General features: G+C 63.6%; 18 protein-coding genes. 2 read left to right on the top strand and 16 right to left on the bottom strand.

Annotation, left to right across the window (positions count from 1 at the left end):
* Nucleotides 1–3: 3 nt before the first annotated feature.
* From surE to HV823_RS23275, 12 genes are all read right to left on the bottom strand, one after another.
* The gene (surE, locus tag HV823_RS23330; RefSeq protein ID WP_176952072.1) at nucleotides 4–759 is read right to left on the bottom strand and encodes a 5'/3'-nucleotidase SurE; all 756 of its coding nucleotides are present in this window, start codon (nucleotides 757–759) and stop codon (nucleotides 4–6) included.
* 15 nt (nucleotides 760–774) lie between these two features.
* Nucleotides 775–2,058, bottom strand: a complete 1,284-nt coding sequence (serS, locus tag HV823_RS23325; protein ID WP_176952071.1) for a serine--tRNA ligase — start codon at nucleotides 2,056–2,058, stop codon at nucleotides 775–777.
* 71 nt (nucleotides 2,059–2,129) lie between these two features.
* Nucleotides 2,130–2,978 (bottom strand): twin-arginine translocase subunit TatC, encoded by an 849-nt coding sequence (tatC, locus tag HV823_RS23320; RefSeq protein ID WP_176952070.1) that lies wholly within the window; start codon nucleotides 2,976–2,978, stop codon nucleotides 2,130–2,132.
* Nucleotides 2,975–3,682, bottom strand: coding sequence for a Sec-independent protein translocase protein TatB (gene tatB, locus HV823_RS23315; protein WP_176952069.1), 708 nt, complete (start codon nucleotides 3,680–3,682; stop codon nucleotides 2,975–2,977). Before tatB ends, tatC begins: the two co-directional genes overlap by 4 nt.
* Nucleotides 3,683–3,730: 48 nt before the next feature.
* Nucleotides 3,731–3,928, bottom strand: coding sequence for a twin-arginine translocase TatA/TatE family subunit (locus HV823_RS23310; protein ID WP_097138162.1), 198 nt, complete (start codon nucleotides 3,926–3,928; stop codon nucleotides 3,731–3,733).
* Between the two features lie 43 nt (nucleotides 3,929–3,971).
* The gene (locus HV823_RS23305; protein WP_176952068.1) at nucleotides 3,972–5,075 is read right to left on the bottom strand and encodes an ABC transporter ATP-binding protein; all 1,104 of its coding nucleotides are present in this window, start codon (nucleotides 5,073–5,075) and stop codon (nucleotides 3,972–3,974) included.
* A gap of 103 nt (nucleotides 5,076–5,178) precedes the next feature.
* Nucleotides 5,179–5,886, bottom strand: coding sequence for an SMC-Scp complex subunit ScpB (scpB, locus tag HV823_RS23300; protein ID WP_343052023.1), 708 nt, complete (start codon nucleotides 5,884–5,886; stop codon nucleotides 5,179–5,181).
* A gap of 1 nt (nucleotide 5,887) precedes the next feature.
* On the bottom strand, nucleotides 5,888–6,694 hold the full coding sequence (locus HV823_RS23295) for a segregation and condensation protein A (protein ID WP_176952100.1): 807 nt from the start codon (nucleotides 6,692–6,694) through the stop codon (nucleotides 5,888–5,890).
* A 92-nt stretch (nucleotides 6,695–6,786) separates the two neighbouring features.
* The gene (nagZ, locus tag HV823_RS23290) at nucleotides 6,787–7,806 is read right to left on the bottom strand and encodes a beta-N-acetylhexosaminidase (protein ID WP_176952067.1); all 1,020 of its coding nucleotides are present in this window, start codon (nucleotides 7,804–7,806) and stop codon (nucleotides 6,787–6,789) included.
* A gap of 122 nt (nucleotides 7,807–7,928) precedes the next feature.
* Nucleotides 7,929–11,390, bottom strand: coding sequence for an SPOR domain-containing protein (locus tag HV823_RS23285; RefSeq protein ID WP_176952066.1), 3,462 nt, complete (start codon nucleotides 11,388–11,390; stop codon nucleotides 7,929–7,931).
* A gap of 60 nt (nucleotides 11,391–11,450) precedes the next feature.
* Nucleotides 11,451–13,211, bottom strand: coding sequence for an arginine--tRNA ligase (gene argS, locus HV823_RS23280; RefSeq protein WP_176952065.1), 1,761 nt, complete (start codon nucleotides 13,209–13,211; stop codon nucleotides 11,451–11,453).
* A 67-nt stretch (nucleotides 13,212–13,278) separates the two neighbouring features.
* Nucleotides 13,279–14,496, bottom strand: a complete 1,218-nt coding sequence (locus tag HV823_RS23275; RefSeq protein ID WP_176952064.1) for a deoxyguanosinetriphosphate triphosphohydrolase — start codon at nucleotides 14,494–14,496, stop codon at nucleotides 13,279–13,281.
* Nucleotides 14,497–14,708: 212 nt separating this feature from the next.
* On the opposite strand from HV823_RS23275, the gene HV823_RS23270 reads away from it, so the two are divergent.
* Complete coding sequence (locus tag HV823_RS23270) at nucleotides 14,709–15,044, top strand: HesB/IscA family protein (RefSeq protein ID WP_176952063.1); 336 nt, start codon at nucleotides 14,709–14,711, stop codon at nucleotides 15,042–15,044.
* 61 nt (nucleotides 15,045–15,105) lie between these two features.
* Here the strand turns inward: HV823_RS23270 and HV823_RS23265 are convergent, their stop codons facing one another.
* Complete coding sequence (locus HV823_RS23265) at nucleotides 15,106–16,599, bottom strand: nucleobase:cation symporter-2 family protein (RefSeq protein WP_176952062.1); 1,494 nt, start codon at nucleotides 16,597–16,599, stop codon at nucleotides 15,106–15,108.
* A gap of 197 nt (nucleotides 16,600–16,796) precedes the next feature.
* Between HV823_RS23265 and xth the strand changes: the two genes are divergently transcribed.
* Entirely contained in the window at nucleotides 16,797–17,579 is a 783-nt protein-coding gene (gene xth / locus HV823_RS23260) for an exodeoxyribonuclease III (protein ID WP_176952061.1), read from the top strand.
* 61 nt (nucleotides 17,580–17,640) lie between these two features.
* Here the strand turns inward: xth and exoR are convergent, their stop codons facing one another.
* The 3 genes from exoR to HV823_RS23245 form a co-directional block, all read right to left on the bottom strand.
* The gene (gene exoR, locus HV823_RS23255; RefSeq protein WP_176952060.1) at nucleotides 17,641–18,444 is read right to left on the bottom strand and encodes an exopolysaccharide production regulator ExoR; all 804 of its coding nucleotides are present in this window, start codon (nucleotides 18,442–18,444) and stop codon (nucleotides 17,641–17,643) included.
* 446 nt (nucleotides 18,445–18,890) lie between these two features.
* The gene (locus HV823_RS23250; protein ID WP_176952059.1) at nucleotides 18,891–20,207 is read right to left on the bottom strand and encodes an OmpP1/FadL family transporter; all 1,317 of its coding nucleotides are present in this window, start codon (nucleotides 20,205–20,207) and stop codon (nucleotides 18,891–18,893) included.
* A gap of 360 nt (nucleotides 20,208–20,567) precedes the next feature.
* Entirely contained in the window at nucleotides 20,568–23,408 is a 2,841-nt protein-coding gene (locus HV823_RS23245) for a valine--tRNA ligase (protein ID WP_176952058.1), read from the bottom strand.
* Between the last annotated feature and the right edge of the window lie 51 nt (nucleotides 23,409–23,459).

Here is a 23,459-nt window from a genome sequence, read left to right as displayed (position 1 = left end):
CCCTCAGCCCAGCGCCCGCTGAACCCTGTCGAGTACCGCGTAGTCCGTCAGGTCGAGCTTCAGCGGCGTGACGGATATCGCATTGTCCCGAACCGCCTGGATGTCCGTGCCCTGGCGGAAATCGCCATGACGATCGCCGAAGCGAAGCCAAAAATAGGGGAAGCCGCGGCCGTCCTTGCGCTCCTCGATCGTGATGCCGAAATCGAGCTTGCCCTGCGACGTCACCTCGACGCCGGTGACCGCATCGACAGCACAGTTGGGGAAGTTCAGGTTGAAGAAGGTGCCGTCCGGCAGTTCGACATCCATCAGCCGCCGGATCAGGTCGGGCGCATGGCGCTCCACGACCTCCCAGGGAACCATGCGGCCATCCACATGGCGAAAGGCCTGGCTGAGCGCCATCGAGCGGATGCCCTGGAGGGTGCCCTCAATCGCGCCGGCGATCGTGCCGGAATAGGTGACGTCATCGGCCATGTTGGCTCCGGCGTTGACGCCGGAGAGCACCAGGTCCGGCTTGCCGGGCAGGACCTCGCGAACAGCCATGATGACGCAATCGGTCGGCGTGCCGCGAAGCGCGAAGCGCCGGTCGTCGACCTTGCGCAGCCTGAGCGGCTCGGACAGCGTCAGGGAATGGGCAAGTCCGCTCTGGTCGGTTTCCGGGGCAACGATCCACACGTCGTCGGACAGGCTCCGGGCAATCCGTTCCAGAGCCGCGAGGCCTTCGGCATGGACGCCGTCGTCGTTAGTCAGCAGGATGCGCATCGCTACCGTCGCTCCTCAGTCCGCCTTCTCGATCTTCTTCAGGCCGCCCATGTAGGGCAAGAGCACATCGGGGACGGTCACCGATCCGTCCTCGTTGAGATAGTTCTCGAGGACGGCGATCAGCGCGCGACCGACGGCGGTGCCCGAGCCGTTCAGCGTGTGGACGAACTTCGGGTTCTTGTCGTCCTTGCCGCGGTAGCGGGCATTCATGCGACGGCCCTGGAAATCGCCACAGACCGAGCACGACGATATCTCGCGATAGCTGTCCTGCCCCGGCAGCCAGACCTCGATGTCATAGGTCTTGCGCGCACCGAACCCCATATCCCCGGTGCACAGCGTGACAACGCGGTAATGCAGGCCGAGACGCTTGAGGATCTCCTCGGCGCAGGTGGTCATGCGCTCGTGTTCCGCAATCGAGCTTTCGGCATCGGTGATCGAGACGAGTTCGCACTTCATGAACTGGTGCTGGCGCAGCATGCCGCGGGTATCACGGCCGGCCGATCCGGCTTCCGAGCGGAAGCACGGCGTCAGCGCCGTAAAGCGCAGCGGCAGCTTCTCCTGGCTCAGGATCTCCTCGCGCACGAGGTTGGTCAGCGGCACCTCGGCGGTCGGGATCAACCAGCGCCCGTCCGTCGTCCGGAACAGGTCTTCGGCGAATTTCGGCAGCTGGCCCGTGCCGAACATGGCATCGTCGCGCACGAGCAGCGGCGGTTGCACTTCGATGTAACCGTGCTCCTGGGTGTGCGTGTCGAGCATGAACTGGCCGAGCGCGCGTTCGAGCCGGGCAAGCTGGCCCTTCAGGATCGTGAAGCGCGAGCCCGAAATGCGGGCCGCGCCCTCGAAATCCATCCAGCCGAGCGCTTCGCCGATCTCGTAGTGCTCCAGCGGCTTGTGGTTCCAGGCGGGCTTTGTGCCCCACTTGTGCTTCTCGACGTTGTCGCTCTCATCGGCGCCGACGGGAACGTCTTCGAGCGGGATGTTGGGAATGCGCGACAGAGCGTCGTTGAGCTCGGCTGTGACCTTGCGCTCCTCGTCCTCGGCGGCGGGAAGCTGCGTCTTGATCTCGGCCACCTCGGCCTTGAGCCTTTCGGCAAGTGCGGTGTCCTTCTGCGCCATCGCCGCGCCGATCTCCTTGGAGGCGGCATTGCGGCGCGACTGCATGTCCTGCGCCTTCTGGATAAGGGCGCGGCGCATCTCGTCAAGCGCGATCAGGCTTGCCGAAAGCGGATCCGCGCCCCGCTTTGCGAGGGCGGCGTCCAGTGCATCGGCGTTTTCGCGGATCCATTTTATGTCAAGCATTTTCGCTCCAGGCGTATTTAAGGGGTGATGCCCTGTTCGCCCGACAGCGTCCGCCTGCGCCTGTCATCGGTTCAAGCCTTGTTGTCGGCTTCCTGCGATGGCGGCGCCTGCGCCACATCCTCCTCATCGGAGTCCGATTTCTCGGTGGCGCCCGCCCGCTGCCGTTCAATGAGTCGGGCCGTATAGATGGCAATCTCGTAGAGAAGGATGGTCGGCAGCGCAAGGCCGATCTGGGAGATCGGATCCGGCGGCGTCAGGATGGCAGCCGCGACGAAGGCGATCACGATTGCATACTTGCGCTTCTCGACCAGCGTCTGCGCGGTGATGAAGCCGGCGCGCACAAGCAGCGACGAGATCACCGGAAGCTGGAAGACCAGGCCGAAGGCGAAGATCAGCGACATGATGAGGCCCAGATATTCGGAAACCTTCGGCAAAAGCTGGATCGAGACCTGCCCTTCGCCGCCGCCCTGCTCCATGGCGAGGAAGAACCACATCACCATCGGTGTAAAGAAGAAGTAGACCAGTGCAGCACCAATCAAGAACAGGATCGGAGACGCGACCAGGAACGGCAGGAAAGCGGCACGCTCGTTCTTGTAAAGGCCGGGAGCAACGAATTTGTAGATCTGCTGGGCAATCACCGGAAAGGCGATCACCAGCGCACCGAACATCGCCACCTTGATCTGGGTGAAGAAGAACTCCTGCGGTGCCGTATAGATCAGTTCGACGTTGCGATGGGAAATTCCCGCCCACGACACCGCCCACTTGAACGGCAGCACGAGGATGTTGAACAGCTCCTTGGCAAAATAGAAGCACACCAGAAATGCCACGAAGAACGCACCGACGGCCCACATGAGCCGGCTACGCAATTCGATCAGATGTTCGATCAGCGGCTGGGGCTTGTCCTCGTATTCGCCGCTCATGCCTCGTCCTTCTTCGACTTGCGCGTGGTCTTTTTCGTCGTATCGGCTGCAGCCTTCGTGGAGGCCTTCGGAGCGGCCTTGGCGGAAGCAGCTCGGGCGGCGGCCGGCTTGCGGGCGGGTGCCTTGGGCTCGGCGTCGCCAGCCTCCGCCCCCGCTTTGCGGCGCGTGGCCTTGCGCAGTGCCGGCGGAGCCTCGGCCGCCGTGGGAGCGGCGATCGGTGCGGACTTCACTGCCTGCACCGGTGCGGCGGGCAGAGGCGAAGCCGGCGTTGCAGCAGGCGGCGCCGTTGCCGGTGCGGGCTCGGCAAGAGCAGACGGAACGGATCCGGCCGTGGCCAAGGCCGCAGGTTCTGCGTCATCCTCTGCGAACTCCGTAGCCGCCGCCGGGCTGGACGGCGTGCTGCTGACGGAACGGGTGATATCCGACTTGATGTCCTCCCCCATCTGCCGCAACGGATTGACCGCCTCGCGGATGGTGTTCATCGGATTGAGCCTCTGCGCGTCGTCGATCGTCTTGCGAACGTCGTCCAGATCGGCCTCGCGCAGCGCTTCATCGAACTGCTGGCGGAAGTCCCCGGCCATCGCACGCATCTTGGTGACAATTCGGCCAAACGCCCTCAGCATCGGCGGCAGGTCCTTCGGACCCACCACGAGGATAAGAACGACAGCGATGACCAGCAATTCAGTCCAGCCGATATCAAGCATCAGGCACTGTCCTCAGAAACCGCACCAAACCGCCGCGACCGAAACCGGTCACTTGGTTTCGTCGGCCTTGTGATCGACGGTCTTCGCCGGATCGGCCGAAGCCGTCTCGTCGTCGGTCATGCCCTTCTTGAAGTTCTTGATACCCTTCGCCACGTCGCCCATCAGTTCGGGGATTTTGCCGCGGCCGAAAAGCAGCAGCACCACCGCCAGAACGATCAGCCAATGCCAGATGCTGAAAGAACCCATTTCTTTTTGCTCCCTCTAGGAAATCCCAACCGATGTAGGATGTTCAAGCGTCTTTTTCAAACACTAGTATATCGCGTTCGTTAGCCGATACGGTGACTTCGCGCAATCCACTAGGAAGTTGACCGGCCCTTATCCGTGCGCGGACCAGTTGATCCGTGCCCGGCACGGCGAGTTCCAGCAGTTCGACCACCCCGAGGAACCGGCGCGACAGCACGCGCGCGGGAATCGTACCACCCGCCTGCGATACCGCAACGCCGGAAAGCCGTATGGCAATACGGACGTTGGCGCCATCTGCGAGCGGGCCGGCCGGCACATTTCCCAGCGGCGTCTCGACCCGTCCCGATTTAACAAAGCCCGGGAAGATGTTGATTTCGGAAAAGAAACCGGCCGCGAAGATGTCGGCCGGCTTGAGATAGAGTTCCTCCGCCGTTCCCACCTGCACCAGCCGCCCATCACGTAAAAGTGCAATGCGATCGGCCATCCGCATCGCCTCTTCGGCATCGTGGGTGACAACGATCGCGGTGGCGCGACTGTGGCGCAGAATGGCGAGCGTGTCGGCGCGGATGGAATCCTTCAGGCGCGAATCGAGCCCGGAGAACGGCTCATCCATCAGAAGAACCGACGGGCGCGGCGCCAATGCACGCGCCAGCGCGACACGCTGCTGCTCGCCGCCGGATAACGCATGGGGAAACTTGTCGGCATAATGCGCAAGCCCGACGCGCTCCAGCGCGAACCGTGCCTCCTTCGTCGCTTCGGACTTCGGAAGCGCGGTCAGGCCGAATCGGACGTTATCGAGCACCGACATATGCGGAAACAGCGCGAAATCCTGGAACATCAGCCCGACGCCCCGCCGCTCCGGCGGCAGGAAGACGTTCGGGCCGGCGATCTCCTGGTCGTTGAGAAGAACCCGGCCGCCGCCCTGCGCCTCGATGCCCGCGGCGATCCGCAGGAGCGTTGTCTTCCCCGATCCGGAGGGGCCGAGCAGGCAGAGCACCTCGCCTGGCTGTGCCGACATGGAAATGCCGCGTATCGTTTCCCTGCCGTGATAGCTGTGGTGAATGTCCTCGAAAGACAACTTGGCCGCGAACGTGACGGCGGAGGCTGTCCGCGGTTCGATCCCGTTCAGATTCGACGACCCCGACGCCATGCCTGCCAATCCCTGCCTGCGCCCATGGACCGAAGATACCCATGGCGCTTATGCCGATCCGCCGAGAAAAGCGGTGGCAATTCAGGGCGACGATAACCTTCTGCTATTCGTCTTCTTTTCCACCCGGTGTCAAGAGCCCAAGCTCTTCCAGATCCATGGACGTGATCGGATCCTCGTCTTCGGCGACTTCATCCTCGCCCAGCGGAAGCGGGATCTGGAAGTTCGACGGTATCCGCCCGGACAGCAGACCAGCCCCTTTCAACTCCTCCAGCCCCGGCAGATCTCGCAGCTCCTCGAGGCCGAAGTGATCCAGAAAATCCTTTGTCGTCCCGAACGTGACGGGGCGGCCCGGCGTGCGACGACGGCCGCGGAAACGGACCCAGCCGGCTTCGAGCAGAACGTCGAGCGTGCCCTTGGAGGTCTGGACGCCACGAATATCCTCGATCTCCGCGCGGGTAACGGGCTGGTGATAGGCGATGATGGAGAGGACCTCGAGCGCCGCACGCGACAATTTGCGTGTCTCGGCCTCGTCGCCTCTGACGACGAAGGAAAGATCGGGCGCTGTGCGAAATGCCCAATGATCGCCGACCTGGACGAGAGTGACGCCGCGTCCGGCATAGAGCGCCTTCAACTGCCGCATGACGTGGCTGACGTCGACGCCCGCCGGCAGGCGGTCGGCGATGTAGCCCTCGGGCACGGGACCGGCGGACGCGAAAACCAGCGCCTCGGCAATCCGGGCCGCCTCGTGCAGGCGTCGCGGATCGACGACGGTGGCACCCTCTCCGACCGCAAAGTCCTCGTCTTCGCCCACCTCAGACACGATCGCCGTCCTCTTCTGCGGATGCAGCCGCCTGCCCGCCGCGGCGCAGGTAGATCGGCTGGAATACGCCTTCCTGGCGGATCTCCAGACGGCCCTCCCGCACCATTTCCAGCGACGCCGCGAATGCGCTGGCCATCGCCGTCTTGCGTTCCTGCGGATCCGTCAGATAGCGCAGCAGGTAATGGTCCAGCGCCGTCCAGTCCTCCACCTCGCCAATCATCCGGTAAAGCACCTCGCGTGCCTCCACCAGCGACCAGACGTTTCGCTTCTCGATCGTGACCTGTGTCACCGCGCTGCGCTGCCGCAGCGAAGCGTAGGCGCTCAGAAGGTCATAGAGGGAGGCATCGAACGCCGACCGGCGCTCGATGGGAATGTGCTCCGGTGCGCCGCGGGCGAAAAAGTCCCGGCCCAGCCGATTGCGGTTGATGAGCCGCGTCGCGGCATCCCGCATCGCCTCCAGGCGCTTCAGGCGGAAGGCCAAGGTCGCAGCCATCTCCTCGCCGGACGGGCCGCCGTCCTTGGGCTGCTGCGGAATGAGCAGGCGCGATTTGAGATAGGCCAGCCATGCCGCCATCACCAGATAATCGGCGGCAAGCTCTATGCGGATGCGCTGCGCCCGGTCAATGAAGGCGATATACTGCTCGGCAAGGGCCAGGACCGAAATCCGCGCAAGATCAACCTTCTGCGTGCGGGCAAGATGAAGCAGCAGATCCAGCGGGCCTTCGAAGCCGGCAATGTCGACGACAAGCCCTTCCTCGTGCAGGCCGCGGCTGTCGTTGTCCTGCCACAGCTCCTCCATCGGCGCATTGTCCGATGTTCGCCCCTTCTGCGACTTGAACCGCGATCCGTTCACCTAGGCTCCCAGCGCGGACTGCCCAAGGGATGACACCCTCAGGAAACCGCGATCAGCGCGTTGAATTCCTCCCGCAAGGCCTGCTCGTCCGCACCATCGGCCTTTGGGAAACCAGCCGTCACCGCATCAGCGCGCCGGCGGCTTTCTCCTACCAGCGCCGGCACGTTCTCGGCAACCGCGATCATTTCTTCCATGATGCCGTGGCAATGCAAGACCAAATCGAGACCAGCCGCGACGATCCCGCGCGTACGGGTTGCAATGTCGCCGCGCAGCGCGTTCATCGAGACGTCGTCCGACATCAGAAGGCCGTCGAAGCCGATATGGCCGCGAATGATGTCGCGGACGACCTTCGCCGACGTCGTCGCCGGATTATCGGCATCGATTTCGGTAAAGACGATGTGGGCCGACATTGCCATCAGTTCGTCGCGCATCCGCTGGAAAGGCACGAAATCGACGGCCTCCAGCTCGGCGATGGTCGCTGTAACGACCGGCAGATCGTGGTGCGAATCGACCATGGTGCGGCCATGGCCCGGCATATGCTTCATGACGGGCAGGAGACCGCCGGCCTTCAGGCCGTCGGATGCCGCCTTGCCCATCGCCGCGACGATGCCAGGCTCCTGCCCGTAGGCACGGTTGCCGATCACGTCGTGGACACCAGGCACGGCGACGTCGAGCACCGGCAGGCAATCGACGTTGACGCCGAGGCGCGACAGATCGAAGGCGAACAGGCGCGACATCAGCCAGGCGGCGCGCAGGCCCTTTTCCTCATCCTGCCGGTAAATGGCGCCGAGGGCTGCCGCGTTGGGATATTGCGGCACGTGTGGCGGCTTGATGCGCTGGACGCGCCCGCCCTCCTGATCGATGAGGACCGGGATGGCGGGATCGCCACCGACCGTTTCACGCATTGCCGCTGTCAGGTCCGCGACCTGCGACGGTTCGCCGATGTTACGGCCGAAAAGGATGAAGCCCCAGGGACGCTCGTCCCTGAAGAAGGCCTTCTCATCTTCGGTCAGCACGAGGCCTTTGCAGCCGGAAAGGAAAGATTTCGATTCGCTCATGCCCGAATCATAAGCTCCTTGCAGCGAAAGGCGAGAGCATGCAGGCGTCTTTTCCAAACGGCCCAAAAGCAAATGGCGCGCCCCGAGGGCGCGCCATTTGCGATTTCACGATTACTCCCAGCTCAGCGGGTGACCAGGCAGCTTCCGCCCGCGGCCTTGTACTTGGCGCAAAGCGCATTGGCCTCTTCGCGCGAACCGGCCGGAATGCGGACCCGGTAGTAGGTGCCCTTGCCGGTAATGTCCGCGCGCTTGATGTCGACTCCGCGGCCGGCGATCACGCCAAACTTGGCAGACAGGTTGTTATAGGACTTCTGCGCGTCGGCTTCCGAAGGCAACGACGCGATCTGGATGACGTACCCGCCCGGATTTGCCGGGGCGGCAGCTGCAGTCGCTGCCGGCTGCTCGGCCGGAGCGTTCGCAAGCGCGGCAGTCTCGGTCGGACGGGTGTCGGTCACGCGGCCGCGTTCCGTCACGGTCCCGACAACCTCCACCGGCTGCTCGGTTGGACGAGTTTCCGGCACCGGAGCACCGACGGCAGCCTCGCCTGCCGGTGCGGCGCCGATTGTCGTCGTCTTGACCTGGCGGACCGGAGCGGTTCCGTCAACCGAAGCACCAGCCACTTCCTGCAGTGCACGATCGTCGCCATTCGGCTCAGCCGCCGCATTGTCGGACGCAACGGCGCGCAGGCCGGTATCAGCCCCCGCGGCAGCGGATGCGCCGGCATTGGCGACTGCGCTGCCGCTGGTTTCGGCCGGCTGCGTACTTTCAGCCAGCGCCGGAGCGTTTTCCGGCTCCGCCACGGGCTCTTCCCGTGCGACCAGCGTGCCGTCGGGCTTCACGATCATCGTGCGCACCTTGCGCGGGGAAACGACGGGGGCCTTGGCCTCCTGTTCGGAGGCGACGTCGGCTTGATCATCCACGCCCGGCAGCAGACGATCGTCCTCTGCAGCAGCGTTGGCCGTGACGTCTCCAGACAGATCCTCGATCGGGCCATCGTTCGGCAGGGATTCGGGCGTCAGCGTACGCTGGACCACATCGATCGGTTCTTCGGTGGTGGTGACGAGCTGCTCCTGGCGCGGACCGGCGTCCTGCTTGCCGGCGACGCGGTCGTAGACCGCCTTGTCCTGATTCGGGACGCTCTTGCCGCCGCGCTCTTCCGGCACGATCTTGACCGGCTCCTTGTCGGCCATGATGACGCGCGGTTCGCCCGAGCCGCTGCCGACGACACCGGCGCTCGAGAGATAGGCGTAGACGCCGCCGCCACCGAGAACGACCACGGTCGCAGCAACTGCGGCGATCAACAGGCCGCGACCCCGGCGAGCCGGCTCGTCGTAACCGTCTCCGACATAGTCATCGTCCACCTGCTGCGCATCCAGCGGGATGGCATGGCGTTCGGGCTGCGAGAGCGAACGGCGCAGGTCTTCCTCCAGCGCCCTGTCGAACTCGTCGGCCTGGCCCGGCGACGCCTTGGCAGAAACCGGCGCCGGCGCCGCGGTGCCGCGATCGAAGCCCTGGCCATTGCCGGGGGCAGCCGGATCGGGAGCAAAGAGCTGCGCCATCTCGGCATCGATATCGAGATCGTAGTCCGGCTGGTGGACCGGCGGGCGTTCCTTCTCGACGACCGGAAGCTGCGGCACGTTGAGATCGCCGACCTGACCGACGCTGACGTCGGTTTCGGCAATCAGCGACGGATCGAAGGGCAGAACCGAATCGAAATCCTGGCGTTCCACGGCGCGGACCGGCTCGGGTGCCGGCCGCACAGGAGCCGGCTCGAAACGCGGCACAACCGGGTCGGCAGCGACCGGGGCCGTTGCGACTGGAACCGGTGCACGCGTTGGCGTGGGAATGAAAGGCGCCGGCGCCGCGGCGCGGGCGGCGGCTACGGCAACCGGTGCGACAGCTGCCGCGGCCACGATCGGCTCGGGAGCCAAGACCGGAGCCAAGACGGGAGCCACCGCAGCCTCCGGGGCCGGACCAAGGTCGGGCGTATCCATGTCGAACTCGATGTCCGACAGATCAAGTTCGAAGTTTGCGAAAGGATCGCTCAGATCGGCCGAAGACAAATCGGCGACAGGCTCAGGAGCAACGTCGACCGGGATCGGCTCCAAAGCGGGAGCCTGTGCGATGACGGGCTCGGCTGCGGGCACTGCGGCCAGCGGTTCAGCAACGGTGGGCGCCACTGGCGTGGCAGGCGCGGGTGCCGCCGCTGCAGGGGCCGGCTGCGGGAATGCAGGTTCAACCTGCTGCTGGCGGCTCGGGGCGACGGGGGTCGCGCGGCTGAACTTGACGTTCGAGAAGCCTTCGAGCGTACCCGGACGCGGGCGGACTGGCTCGGGCGCGATTACGGGCGGCCGGCTTTCGGGAACGGGGAACCGCTCCACCTCAGCCAGAAGCTCATCGAGATCAAGGCTGACTGTGGCAGGAACCGGCGGTGCCACGGCATAGCTCGGCTCGGCTGCGGCGTAGGCTTCCGCTGCGGTGTCGTGCGGGACATTGGCGGAAAGCAGGTCTTCGGCGCCGACGAGAGCGGTCTCCGCGTGCGGTTCGGGTGTCCACTCGGGAACGAAATCGACGGCGGCGATCTCGACGGGGATTTCTTCCATTTCGAAGTGCGCACCCTCGCCGATTGCCGGCGTCACCGGCAGCGGCTCGGCATAGGCGGCCGCGCCTTCCCCAGCATGGACGTCGAATGGCTCCGTGACAGGCAGGGATTCGACCAGCGAATCCTGCAACACGCCCGCATGCGCCGTGCCGGTATCAACGTCGGCATATCCGGACGCGGCGGGATCATAGGCATGAACCTCGGCGTGCGGCGTCAACTCGGCTGGCTGCTGCTGCGGCTCGATGGGCTCCGACTGTGGCTGCCCCTGCATTGAGGTCCAAGCCTGCTCGTCCTGACGCTCGACAAATGACGCTGCCGCGACGTCCACGTGGGCGGGTTCCGGCTGCTCGGCGAACGCCTCGCCCAGCGAAAGCTCCAGTTCCTGATCGAGGTCAAGCGACAGCGGCGGCTCCACCGCCATGGACGCCGCGGGAGCTTCGACGGGCTGGAGGCCCAGGAACACAGGCTGCTGAACGACAGCCTCTCCCGCCTCGACCGACGGCGCAGATGCCTCAGGCTGAATGGTTTCATAACCACCCTGCCCGACATCCGGCAATTCAAGCGCAACAGGAGCTATCAACTCAGGCTCGACTGCGAAGTCGTGTGGCGCCGTCAGCGACGGCTGGTCGAAGGGCTCCGGAAGGACTGCAGCTGCCGGATCGACGTCATCGACGTGCTCGACGGCCGGAACGACGTCTGCGACGGTACGGGCATTCTGGTTGACCGCGACCGGTTCGGCCTGCTCGTCAAGATCGCCTGCGGGATCGAGCGACGGGGCGTCGTAGCGCGCGAACTCGCGCAGCAACTCACCCTCGAGATCGAAGGCAGGCTCCTGAAGGGGCTCTGGCGGCACGGGACGCGCCGCCGTCGGCACATTGCGTGGCTCGTAGCCGACAATGCGTGCCAGTTCCGCCAAAGGATCATCGTCCGACAGAAGGTCGATGTCAGCGGCTCCGCTTCTCGCAAGGTTCTTGTCTGCCATACTGCTCCACTCACAAGCTACAAATCGCGTCTGCCAGCTTATTGTGGGCAAATGGTGACGCTATCGCATCTCGTCGGGCGCCGCCGTACCGGTAATGGCGAGTCCCGACTTGAGAACAGATGCAACAGCAAACACCAGCCCGAGTCTGGCTATACTCAATTCTCTGTCTTTATCATTAACAAAACGTAAGTCCGGCTGGTCCTTACCCTTGTTCCAGTGCGCATGGAAGGCGCTGGCGAGATCGTAAAGGTAAAACGCGATGCGGTGCGGCTCATGCGCGAGTGCAGCCGCCTCCACAATCCGCGGATACTCTGCGAGCTTGGCAAGCAACTGCAGTTCATTCGGGTCAGAAATTTTGCCTTCGATGGCGGACGCCAAATCCAGCTTGTCGATTTCAAGGCCCGGAAAGGCTTCGCCGGCCTGCCGGAAGACGGACATGCAGCGCGCATGCGCATACTGGACGTAGAAGACCGGATTGTCCTTCGACTGTTCCGTCACCTTGGCGAAATCGAAATCGAGCGGCTCGGAACTCTTGCGGTACAGCATCATGAAACGGACCGGATCGCGGCCGACCTCGTCCACCACCTCGCGCAGGGTGACGAAGTCGCCGGAACGCTTGGACATCTTCACCGGTTCACCGTTGCGGAACAGCTTGACGAGCTGGCAGAGCAGCACGGTCAGCTTGGCGTCGCCGTCCGAGATCGCCCGGCAGACCGCCTCCAGCCGCTTGACGTAGCCGCCGTGATCGGCGCCGAGGATATAGATCATCTCGCTGAATCCGCGGTCGAACTTGTCCTTGAAGTAGGCGACGTCGGCGGCGAAATACGTATAGCTGCCGTCGGACTTGATCAGCGGCCGGTCGATGTCGTCGCCGACCTCGGTGGAGCGGAACAGCGTCTGCTCGCGGTCCTCCCAGTCTTCCGGCAACTGGCCCTTCGGCGGCGGCAGAACGCCCTTGTAGACATGCCCCTTGAAGGTGAGGTCGTTGATCGCCGTGCGGATCGGCGCCCCGCCATTGGCGTGCAGGGTCCGTTCGGAGAAGAAGACGTCGTGATGGACGTTCAGCGCGTCGAGATCGGCACGGATCATCGCCATCATGGCGTCGATGGTGATGTCTTTCACGATCGGCAGCCACTTCTCCTCCGGCATCAGGCGGAGGCTGGAGCCGTATTCATTCGCCAGCGCCTTGCCGACCGGCACGAGATAATCGCCGGGATAAAGGCCGGGCGGGATCTCGCCGACGTTTTCCCCCAGCGCCTCGCGATAGCGCAGGAAGGCGGAACGGGCGAGCACGTCCACCTGGGAGCCGGCGTCATTGATGTAGTATTCCTTCGTGACCTCGCAGCCGGTGAAGGCGAGCAGGTTCGCCAAGGCGTCGCCGACGACCGCGCCACGGCAATGGCCGACGTGCATCGGCCCGGTCGGATTGGCCGAGACGTATTCCACGTTGACCTTGCGGCCGGCGCCGAGTTCGCTGCGACCGAAGGCGGTTGCCTTGCGGATCATGTCGGCCAGGATCTTCTGCCAGTAACCGACCGACAGGCGCACATTGATGAAGCCGGGTCCGGCAACCGTGACCTCGGCCACTTCCGGGTCCTGGCGCAGCTTCTCGACGATCAGTTCGGCCAGCGCCCGCGGATTGGTGCCGAGCGGCTTGGCAAGCACCATGGCGGCATTGGTGGCGACGTCCCCATGGCTGGAATCGCGCGGCGGCTCGACGCCGACGCGGGTGAAATCGACATCGGCGCGCTTCTCGCGCACGATCTCAAGTTCCTCCAGCACGCTTTTGATTCTGCATTCGAAATCGGTAAAGAGGTTCATGTCATCCATCCGCACGCCAGAAGGCGCCAATGCGCTCAAAGCGCTGAATTTCCAGTGGGCCCGGTGACTATCGCAATTCCGGGGTATGGTCAAACAGACGCCTGTGGGTATTGATCGCGTAGTTGTCGGTCATTCCGGCGAGATAGTCGCCGACATGGCGGGCCTTGGCGGCCTCCGGCATGCCAGCCATGCAATCGACCCAGTAGTGCCCCTGCATCAGCGCAGGATCGTTCATATAGGCGTTGAACAGATCCGTGACGATGGACGCCGCATTCGCGCGCACGCGCATTACTTCGGGATGGCGATAGATGCGGGAAAACAGCATCTTCTTGATCTGCTTGTCGGTCACCGCCATGTCCTGCGAGAACGTCGCCATCACGCGGCCTGCGGCACGGACGTCGGCCGCGCTTTGCGGCTGAACGGCGCGCAGGGAATCCTGCGCATAGCCGATCACGTCCTCGACCATGGCGGTAATCTGGCGGCGCATGATCTCATGGGTGAAACGCGCTGGCTCCAGCCCGGGATAAAGGCCGCGCACCTCGGCCATAAGCCCGGCAAGGAAGGGGATTTCCTCCAGCATGTCGAAGGAGAGGTAACCGGACCGCAGGCCATCGTCGATGTCATGGGTGTTGTAGGCGATGTCGTCGGCGATCGCCGCCACCTGCGCCTCGAGGCTCGCAAAGCTTGCCAGTTCCAGGTCGTGCAGGGCGCAGTAGTCGAGAATCGGTTGAGGGACGGGACCGCGCATGCCCTCGCCGTCCGGCGTCAGCAGCGGCCCGTTGTGCTTGACGAGCCCTTCCAGCGTCTCCCAGGTGAGGTTCAGCCCGTCGAATTCGGCATAGCGCCGCTCCAGCTTGGTGACAATGCGCAACGATTGGGCATTGTGGTCGAAGCCGCCATAGGGCAGCAGCGCCTCATGCAGCGCGTCCTCGCCGGTGTGACCAAAGGGCGTGTGGCCAAAGTCGTGCACCAGCGCCACCCCCTCGGCGAGGTCCTCGTCCAGCCTCAGAGCGCGGGCGAGCGCGCGGGCGATCTGCGCGACCTCAATGGTATGCGTCAGGCGCGTGCGATAGTGGTCGCCGTCCGCGGCGATGAAGACCTGGGTCTTGTGCTTGAGGCGGCGAAAGGCCGTGGTATGGACGATCCGGTCGCGGTCACGCTGGAAATCCGAGCGCGTCGGGCTCGTGACCTCATCGAAAAGCCGTCCGCGGCTCGACCAGGGATCGGCCGCAAAGATTGCCCTTTGGCCTGCGCCGAAACCGAGGGCATGTCTGTCCAGTGTCATAGCTCACCCGCATTCGGGCCGCCCATTGACGCGGCCCCGATGCCTTCATACCTATAGTGTGCACAGCGTGAAAGCGCACTGCAAGCGTGATGCGAATATGCATTTCGATTCATGAACTTGCGGAAAGCGCTTCAACGACGTGAGGAGCCACGGCCGCCGGCCGCGGCACAGAATCGATTCTCGGCGGACCTTGAACCCGCCCGGAGGTGTTGATGAGCGACAAGACCGTAACCCTGTCCGATGCGGCTGCAAAACGCATCGCGACCATTCTGGGCGCCGATCCCGACAAGAGCGCCATGCGCGTTTCCGTCGAGGGCGGCGGCTGTTCCGGATTCTCCTACAAGTTCGACCTCGTCGACACGGCAGCGGCCGACGACGACATCGTGCTGGAGAAGGGAAACGCCCGTGTTCTCATCGACCAGCTTTCGCTCGTTTACATGGATGGCTCGGAGATCGATTTCATCGACAACCTGATGGGCCAGTCGTTCCAGATCAGGAACCCGAACGCAGTCGCAAGCTGCGGCTGTGGCACGAGCTTCTCCATCTAGCTTTTAGCCTCGACACAGGTGCGATGGGCGGCCCGGAGCCAGCCGCCCATCGCACGTTTTCTCAGTGGCCGCCATCCGCCGCCATCGCGGCGACCTTCGTGCTGCGTTCGTCATAGCTCGCGCCATTGAAGAACATGTTCAGCAGCACGGCCGCCAGCGAGGCGAGCAGGATGCCCGAATCGATCAGCGGATGCAGGCCGTGGGCGATCCATTGCTTGAAGTTCGGCGCGATCAGCGGGATCATCCCGAAACCGAGCGAGACCGCCACCACGAACAGATTGTTGCGGCTGGTCTTGAAATCGACGGTAGCAAGGATGCGGATCCCGGTTGCGGCAACCATGCCGAACATGACGAGCCCGGCGCCGCCGAGCACGGCGGTTGGCAGCGATTCCACCAGGGCCGCCACCTTCGGCAGCAGTCCGAGCAGCACCAGGATGATGCCGCCGGCCACGCAAACGAAGCGCGACTTGACGCCCGTCACCCCGACGAGGCCGACATTCTGAGAGAAGCTCGTGTAGGGGAAGGTATTGAAGATGCCGCCGATCAGCGTGCCAAGCCCGTCGGTGCGCAGGCCTGCCGACAGCATCGGCCGCGTGACCGGTTTGTCGGTCATCTCGCCCAGCGCCAGGAACATGCCGGTCGATTCGATCATGACGACGATCATGACGATGCACATGGTGAAGATCAGCAGCGGATCGAAAATCGGCGCACCGAAATGAAACGGCATGATCGGGGCGAACCAGGCAGCCTCCCCGACCTTGGCGAAGCCCATCAGGCCGGTGGCGCTGGCAACGACGGCGCCGATGATGATGCCGAGCAGCACGGCGATGTTCGCGACGAAGCCGCGTCCGAAGCGGGCGATCAGCAGGATCGACAGCAGGACAACGGCGGAAAGCGCCATGCCCTGCAGGGGCGCATAGGCCGGGTTCGGCACGGTGGCCGCCAGCGCCAGCTTTTCCGGCACCGCGGCGACCGTTGCGCCCTCGCCTGCGATCGCCTTCACGCCGTCGAGCCAGGCGCTGTGCGCCGGATCGACCAGGCTCGGCGCGGTTGGCCCAACCGGATTGCCGAAGATCCAGTTGATGCCGATGCGCATCAGCGACACGCCGATGACGAGGATGATCGTACCGGTGACGACCGGCGGGAAGAAGCGCAGGAGCCGGCTGACCAGAGGCGCGATCAACATGGAGATGATCCCGGCGCCGATGATCGAGCCGAAGATCACGCGCGCGCCCTCGGTGCCGCTGGTGACGGCCGCCATGGACAGCATAGGGCCGACGGCGGCGAAGGTGACACCCATCATAACCGGCAGGCGGATGCCGTACCATTGGGTGAGGCCGAACGACTGGATCAGCGTGACAATGCCGCAGGCAAAAAGATCGGCCGAGATCAGGAAGGCGACGTCTTCGGGCGGCAACTTCAGCGCGCGGCCGATGATCAGCGGCACGGCGACCGCACCGGCATACATGACAAGGACGTGCTGGAGGCCCAGCGTGGCTAGCCGTCCCGTCGGCAGGACTGTATCGACGGGATGCGTGGTATCTGTTGATGACATCGGGTTCCCCTGTTTTCCGTCGCGCTTGGGCGCGCGGAATGGTGCGGGCCGACGCGATCTGTGTGGCATGGCCGCCGCCCTGCCCTCCCTCAGGGTTGCATCGTCAGCATGGGGCAACGAAGCGGTTTGTCAAAGGAAATCGGAGCGGCTAGAAAGGGCCGCGACCCGCACGGGTCCTGCTGCAATGGAGACTGCCGATGAAGATCGCGACCTGGAACATCAACGGCGTGCGCGCGCGCATCGACAATCTGCTGGCCTGGCTGAAGGAATCGCAGCCAGACATCGTCGCCCTGCAGGAAATCAAGTGCCAGGACGACGCCTTCCCGCGCCTCGAGGTGGAAGCGCTCGGCTACCACGTCGAGACACATGGCCAGAAGGGCTTCAACGGCGTGGCGCTGCTCTCGAAGTTCCGGCCGGATGAAATCAATCGCGGCCTGCCGGGGGGCGAAGGAGACGAGCAGTCGCGCTTCATCGAGGGCGTGTTTACCTTAGGAAGCGGAGCCATCCGGGTCTGCTCGATCTACCTGCCCAACGGCAACCCGCCGCAGGACCCGGTCAAGTATCCCTACAAGCTTTCCTGGATGGAGCGGCTTGCTACGTTTGCGCAAGACCGGCTACGGCTGGAGGAACCGCTCGTTCTTGCGGGCGACTACAACGTCATTCCCGAGCCGCACGACTGCTGGGACGTGAAGGTCTGGCAGAACGACGCCCTCTACCTGCCGCCGACGCGACAGGCGTTCCGGCGGCTGGCAAACCTCGGCTTCGTCGATGCCGTGCGCGCTTCGACCGACGCAACACCGCTCTACACCTTCTGGGACTATCAGGCCGGTTGCTGGCCGAAGAACAACGGCATCCGCATCGATCATCTGATGCTGTCGCCGGAGGCTTCGGACCGCCTTCTCAGCGCCGACGTGGAAAAGCATGTCCGCAACTGGGAAAAGCCGTCCGACCACGTGCCTGTCGTGGCGCATCTCGCCTGAGCCGGCGGCGCCTGCGTTACGAACAGCGGTCAGAATTGCCGGTGAAAAATCGTACGCGTAGTCAGTTGACGCCGCGCTTCATCTTTTCGGTCATGGAAACCGCTGAGCGGCGGTCCTTTTCGCTGGCAAGCGAGAAGGCCTGTTCCTGCATCTCCTGCAGCCAGGGCTTGTCCTTGGGCGAACAGGTGTCGAGTGCGGCCGTCATCATCGCCAGCCCGCGCGCGGACTGGCCTTCCTGGAAAATTATGTTGCCGAGAAGCCCCATGGCCGCGGCGTGACCGTTCTTCTGCGCCCGGTTCAGCCACTTCTTGGCCTGGTGGACGTTGGACGCACCGCCCTCGCCCGACAGCATCATGCGGGCGAGCTCGAACTGGGCCTGCGGAATGCCGAAGGTGGATGCGGCCTGGAAATAGAGCTGGCGGGCCTGCGAGAGATCGACGCTAACGGGGCTGTCGGGGATACCGCGGGTGTAGTAGCCGGCCAGGGCGATCAGGGCATTGGCGAAGAAGCCCGTATCTTCCGATCCCGGTTCGATGCCTTGGCTCGCAATCTCGCTGTAGATCTTGAACGCCTCGAGATCGTTCTCCGGCACGCCATCGCCATCGGCATACATGTTGGCAAGCGCCCAGCGCGAGCCCGTGTGCCCCTTTTCAGCGGCATAGCGATAGGCCTCGATCGCGTCGTCCTTGCGCCCTTCCTTGTAGGAGAAAAAGCCAAACTTGAAGAGATCGAACGGGCGGCTTTCCTTGTTCACGCCAGCCGAGGGATCAAAGGCAAGCGCGCGCGTCGCCAGCATCCCCTGACTTAAGGAAAGACAAAGGCCAAGGGCCACACATTTCAACGAAAGAAACTCAGACTTGTACATGGCTACAGCAATCTTCCGCAGCTGTCCGCAACAAGCGGAATGCGGCTTTCGGCAACAGGAACAAGGACTTGAACAAGGTCAGCCGTGTTCCGGTCGTGCGCCATGGCAACAATCCCGACCCCCGCCGAAACACCCTTCAGGTGTCCGTCAGACAGTCCAGCGATCAATGGCGTCACTCGGTTCATCTGTTCCTCTGGCGCTCGTCCGCAAGCGCGCTCTAGAGCCCCATCGCTGCTCCCTGTTTGTGGCGGGAAATGGACAAGACAGCTCCTCATTCCTCTCTAGCAGACTATCGCAAAGAATGTGTTGCCAAATCGGCACATCCGCAAAAGGAGAAGAGTACTCGTCAACCATAAGCCCGCCGGTTCATCCAGCGACGATACATGATCGACCATAAAAAAGGCCCGGATATGACCCGGGCCTACTTCAATGGAAACTCTGGTAAATCAGAATTTAACCCTCAACTCGCCCGATAGTGCCGACACGTAGTCCGTGCCGAAGTCGTAGCTTGTCGTCGTCATGTGGACGGGATTGGACTGGCCGCTGGTGAGGACGCCGAGGGCACCGGCGACGCGAAGCTCGACGTTCTCCGTTGGCGTATAGGCAGCACCCAGACCCACCGTCCAACTGTCGGACTGCGAGCCGGTGACCGTGCTCGTTCCGCGGTCCCAGGTCAGGCTGACGCCGCCGCTCCACTCATCGTTGAACTTGTGGCCGACGCCGCCCGTCACCGTCCAGCCGTCGCGGTAGTACAGGTCGAGCGAAGTCAGGGCCACACCGTCGGCCGTGCCGCAGAACGAGGCGCTGCCCGCGCAGGTGAATTCCACCGTCTGCAGCAGGCTCCAGTTCGTCCACTTGACCGAACCGAAAGCCAGCCAGTCCGGCGCGATACCCGACTGCAGCTTGAGTTCCAGCGAATCCGGCAGCGTGGCAGAGCCTGTTACCGGCGTGTTGACCCCAAAGATGCGCGAATAGAGCGCCCGCTTCATGGGATCGAGTTCCAAAAGGGCGGCAGCTGCGGGAACCCCCGTCATGTCCAGCGTGCCGTCGATGCTGTCGTATTTCACGCGACTGTTATAGACGAGGCTGGCGCGCATGGCGTATTCGGGAATTTCGTAGCCGATGCCGAGGCGCCAGCCACCGCTGCTGTCCTTCATGCCGTCCAGACGGCCAAGGCCGCTGTATCCGGAGAAATCCTGCCCGATCAGCGCGCCCATACCCGGCAGGATTTCCGGCGCGAATACAACCGCTTCCTTGTGGCCGCCGATCTCCTGGTAGAAGCCACCGCCGATGATGCGGAACTGTCCAGGACCGGCATCGAACTTGTAAGAGCAGCTACCGCCGTAGTTCCGGCTGAACACCTCGATCTCGGTCATGTCCTTGGCGCCCGCCCAGTGACGACCGGGATTGGAATTGGCGCCCCACGGCTCGGAGTAGTCGACCATGCAATCGATCGAATCGCCTATCGCGGCCTTTCCGCCGAGATAGGGATCGGCATAGTTCTCGTATTCCTCCGCCGTAGTGGAGTATCCGAGCGAGTTCAGATTGGTCGGATCGGATTCCGGGACGCTTTCGTCCTTCGCATTCTTGATCTTGCGGTTCGGCATTACATAAGTGACCGACCCGTCGAAATAGAACGGCGAGTTCCCGAACAGAAGATCGACGTCGTAGCCATGGCGCTCGAGTCCGCCGGCCATTGCCGATGTGGAAACGGCAAGGGCCACGAGCCCCGTGACACCCGGCGTCAGTTTCAGTTTCATCATCAAATCCCCCCTGGCATTTCCTTGCAGCGCTTCTGTCCCCGCAGCAGCGCCGCAGTCGGAGAACTATCAAAGACTGCTACACGCTTTGCAAATGCCAGATTCCACGACGGGCGCCGCCGTCACGTCCGCTGACTTACGTAAGAGATAATTCGACCCGCTCCAAAGCCCTATACCTTAGTTCAATTTTCCCTCAGATTACGAAAACCCCTAAAATTTATAGTATTTTATTCCATCCACCTAACACTGTGTCACATTTCGACCACATGAACGGAAATGGTCAGCGACAAGGTGTGCGCAAAACGAAACCGCGCCGCAGAAGCGGCGCGGTCTGACGATCGTGGAAATCCGGTTCAATGCGACTCAGCGGGCTTCCAGAACCCGCGAAAGCGCCGTGCCGAGGCTCGAAAGCTGCTGTTCGAGCTCCGAAAGCCGCTCGCGCTCGGCCTCGACGACCTCGGGCTTGGCGTTGGCGACAAACTTTTCGTTACCCAGTTTGCCACGGATGCGTTCGGCTTCGGTCGTCGCCTTGGCCATCGCCTTTTCGAGGCGTCCGGCTTCTGCCGCCAGGTCGATGAGCGCGCCAAGCGGCAGGCACGCGGTCGCCTCGCCGACGACGATCTGTGCCGCTCCCTTCGGGGCGACGTCGCCGAGCGTGATCTCGTCGACGCGCGCCAGCCTGCGGATGGCAGCCTCGTGGCGTTCAAGACGGGCACGCGTCTGCACGTTGGCGCCGACGATGACGAGCGGTGCGATGGCCGCCGGCGGAACGTTCATCTCCGCGCGAACCGAACGAATTCCGGTCACGAGTTCGACGAGCCAGTTGATCTCGTCGGCCGCCGCTTCGTCCGCATAGGCCGGAGACGGCCATTCGGCATGGCAGATCAGCCCCAGCCGCTCCTTGCCCTCGCCGGCCGTATGCGCCCAAAGCTCCTCCGTCATGAAGGGCATGAAGGGATGCAGGAGCTTGTAGGTTTCCTCCAGCACGTAGGCGGCGCAGGCCTGCGATTCGGCCTTGGCACCGGCATCCTCGCCGCTGAACACCGGCTTCAGCAGTTCCAGATACCAGTCGCAGAACTGGTTCCAGACGAAGCGGTAGAGCGCGCTGGCCGCGTCGTTGAAGCGGTAGGTCTCGATAGCCTCGGTCACGTCGCGAGCGGTGCGGGCGAGTTCGGTGAGGATCCAGCGATTGATCGTCAGCGAGGCGGCCTCGGGAACGAACTGCGGATCAAGCTTGACGCCGTTCATCTCGGCAAAGCGGGTGGCGTTCCACAGCTTGGTGCCGAAGTTGCGGTAGCCGGCGACGCGCGAGGTATCGAGCTTCACGTCGCGACCCTGCGCCGCCATGATGGCGAGGGTGAAGCGCAACGCGTCGGCGCCGTACTCATCGATCAGGCTGAGCGGGTCGATGACGTTGCCCTTCGACTTCGACATCTTCTGTCCGTTCTTGTCGCGCACCAGCGCGTGGACATAGACGGTGTGGAACGGCTCGATCGGATTGCCGAGGTCGTCCCTCATGAAATGCAGGCCCATCATCATCATCCGGGCGACCCAGAAGAAGATGATGTCGAAGCCGGTCACCAGCACGTCGGTCTGATAATAGCGGTCGAGCTCGGGCGTCTCTTTCGGCCAGCCGAGCGTGGAGAACGGCCAGAGCGCAGAGGAGAACCAGGTGTCGAGCACGTCCTCGTCGCGGATCAGGATCTCGCCCGGCTGGAAATTCTCAAGCTTCTCCTCGACCCAGGCCTTCCACGGGCCTTCGTGGGAGATGTAGTGCTGGATGGCGGCGTGCAGCGCCTCCTCCTCGGTCTTCTCCACGAAGACCTGCCCGTCCGGGCCGTACCATGCCGGGATCTGGTGGCCCCACCAGAGCTGGCGGGAGACGCACCAGGGCTGGATGTTCTCCATCCACTCGAAGTAGGTCTTCTCCCAGTTCTTCGGCACGAACTTGGTGCGGCCTTCGCGCACGGAAGCGATCGCCGGCTGTGCCAGCGTCTTGGCATCGACATACCACTGCTCCGTCAGGCGCGGCTCGATCGGAACGCCGCCGCGGTCGCCATGGGGCACGGTGTGCTTGTGCGGCTCGATCTTGTCGAGAAGCCCGGCATCTTCGAAGATCTCGACGATGATCTTGCGCGCCTCGAAACGATCCTTGCCTTCCAGCTGGTCCCAGGCGCCGTGAAGGGCTGCGGGATGGTCGAGGCCTTCCAGGAAGTCCTCGTTGTCCTTCAGCGTAACGCGGCCATCGACCGTCAGGATGTTGATGGCGCGCAGGCCCTGGCGCTTGCCGACGTCGAAGTCGTTGAAGTCGTGCGCAGGGGTCATCTTGACCGCACCGGTACCGGCGGTCGGATCCGGATACTCGTCGGCGACGATCGGGATGCGGCGGCCGACGATCGGCAGGATGACGTGCTTGCCGACGATGCCCTTATAGCGCTCGTCGCTCGGATGAACCGCTATACCGGTATCGCCAAGCATGGTTTCCGGGCGCGTCGTGGCGACCACCAGATAGTCGCGCGTCTCCCACTCGATGGCCTTGCCGTCTTCGTCAAAGGCGACCGGATGCTGATAGGTGACGCCCGGTTCGAGCGGATAGCGCAGATGCCAGAGGTGGCCGCTGACCTCCACCTGCTCGACTTCGAGGTCGGAAATGGCGGTCAGGAGCTTCGGGTCCCAGTTTACAAGGCGCTTGTCCTTGTAGATGAGCCCTTCCTTGTAAAGACTTACAAAGACTTCAAGAACGGCTTCCGAAAGCCCTTCATCCATGGTGAACCGCTCGCGCGACCAGTCGGCCGAGGCGCCGAGGCGACGGAGTTGATTGAAGATGAGCCCGCCGGATTCGGACTTCCACTCCCATACCTTCTCGACGAAAGCCTCCCGGCCCATCTCGCGGCGGTGCTGCTGGGTCTCCATCAGCTTGCGCTCGACGACCATCTGGGTCGCGATGCCGGCATGGTCCATGCCCGGCTGCCAGAGCACGTCCTTGCCGCGCATGCGCTCGAAGCGGACCATGATGTCCTGCAGCGTGTTGTTGAGCGCATGCCCCATGTGCAGCGAGCCGGTCACGTTCGGTGGAGGGATCACGATCGAGAAGGTCTCTGCGCCCGGCTTTGCACCGGCGCCGGCACGGAAGGCGTCCGCCTCTTCCCAGACCTTGGCAATTCTCGGTTCTACGGCCGCGGAATCATAGTTTTTCTCAAGCATCTTACTGGCCACACCATGGTTTCTGTCACCCGGTTCTAAACCGGATGGCTA

Source organism: Mycoplana rhizolycopersici (assembly GCF_013378445.1).
GTDB classification, from domain to species: Bacteria; Pseudomonadota; Alphaproteobacteria; order Rhizobiales; family Rhizobiaceae; genus Mycoplana; species Mycoplana rhizolycopersici.
This window is presented reverse-complemented; position numbering and strand designations above follow the sequence as displayed.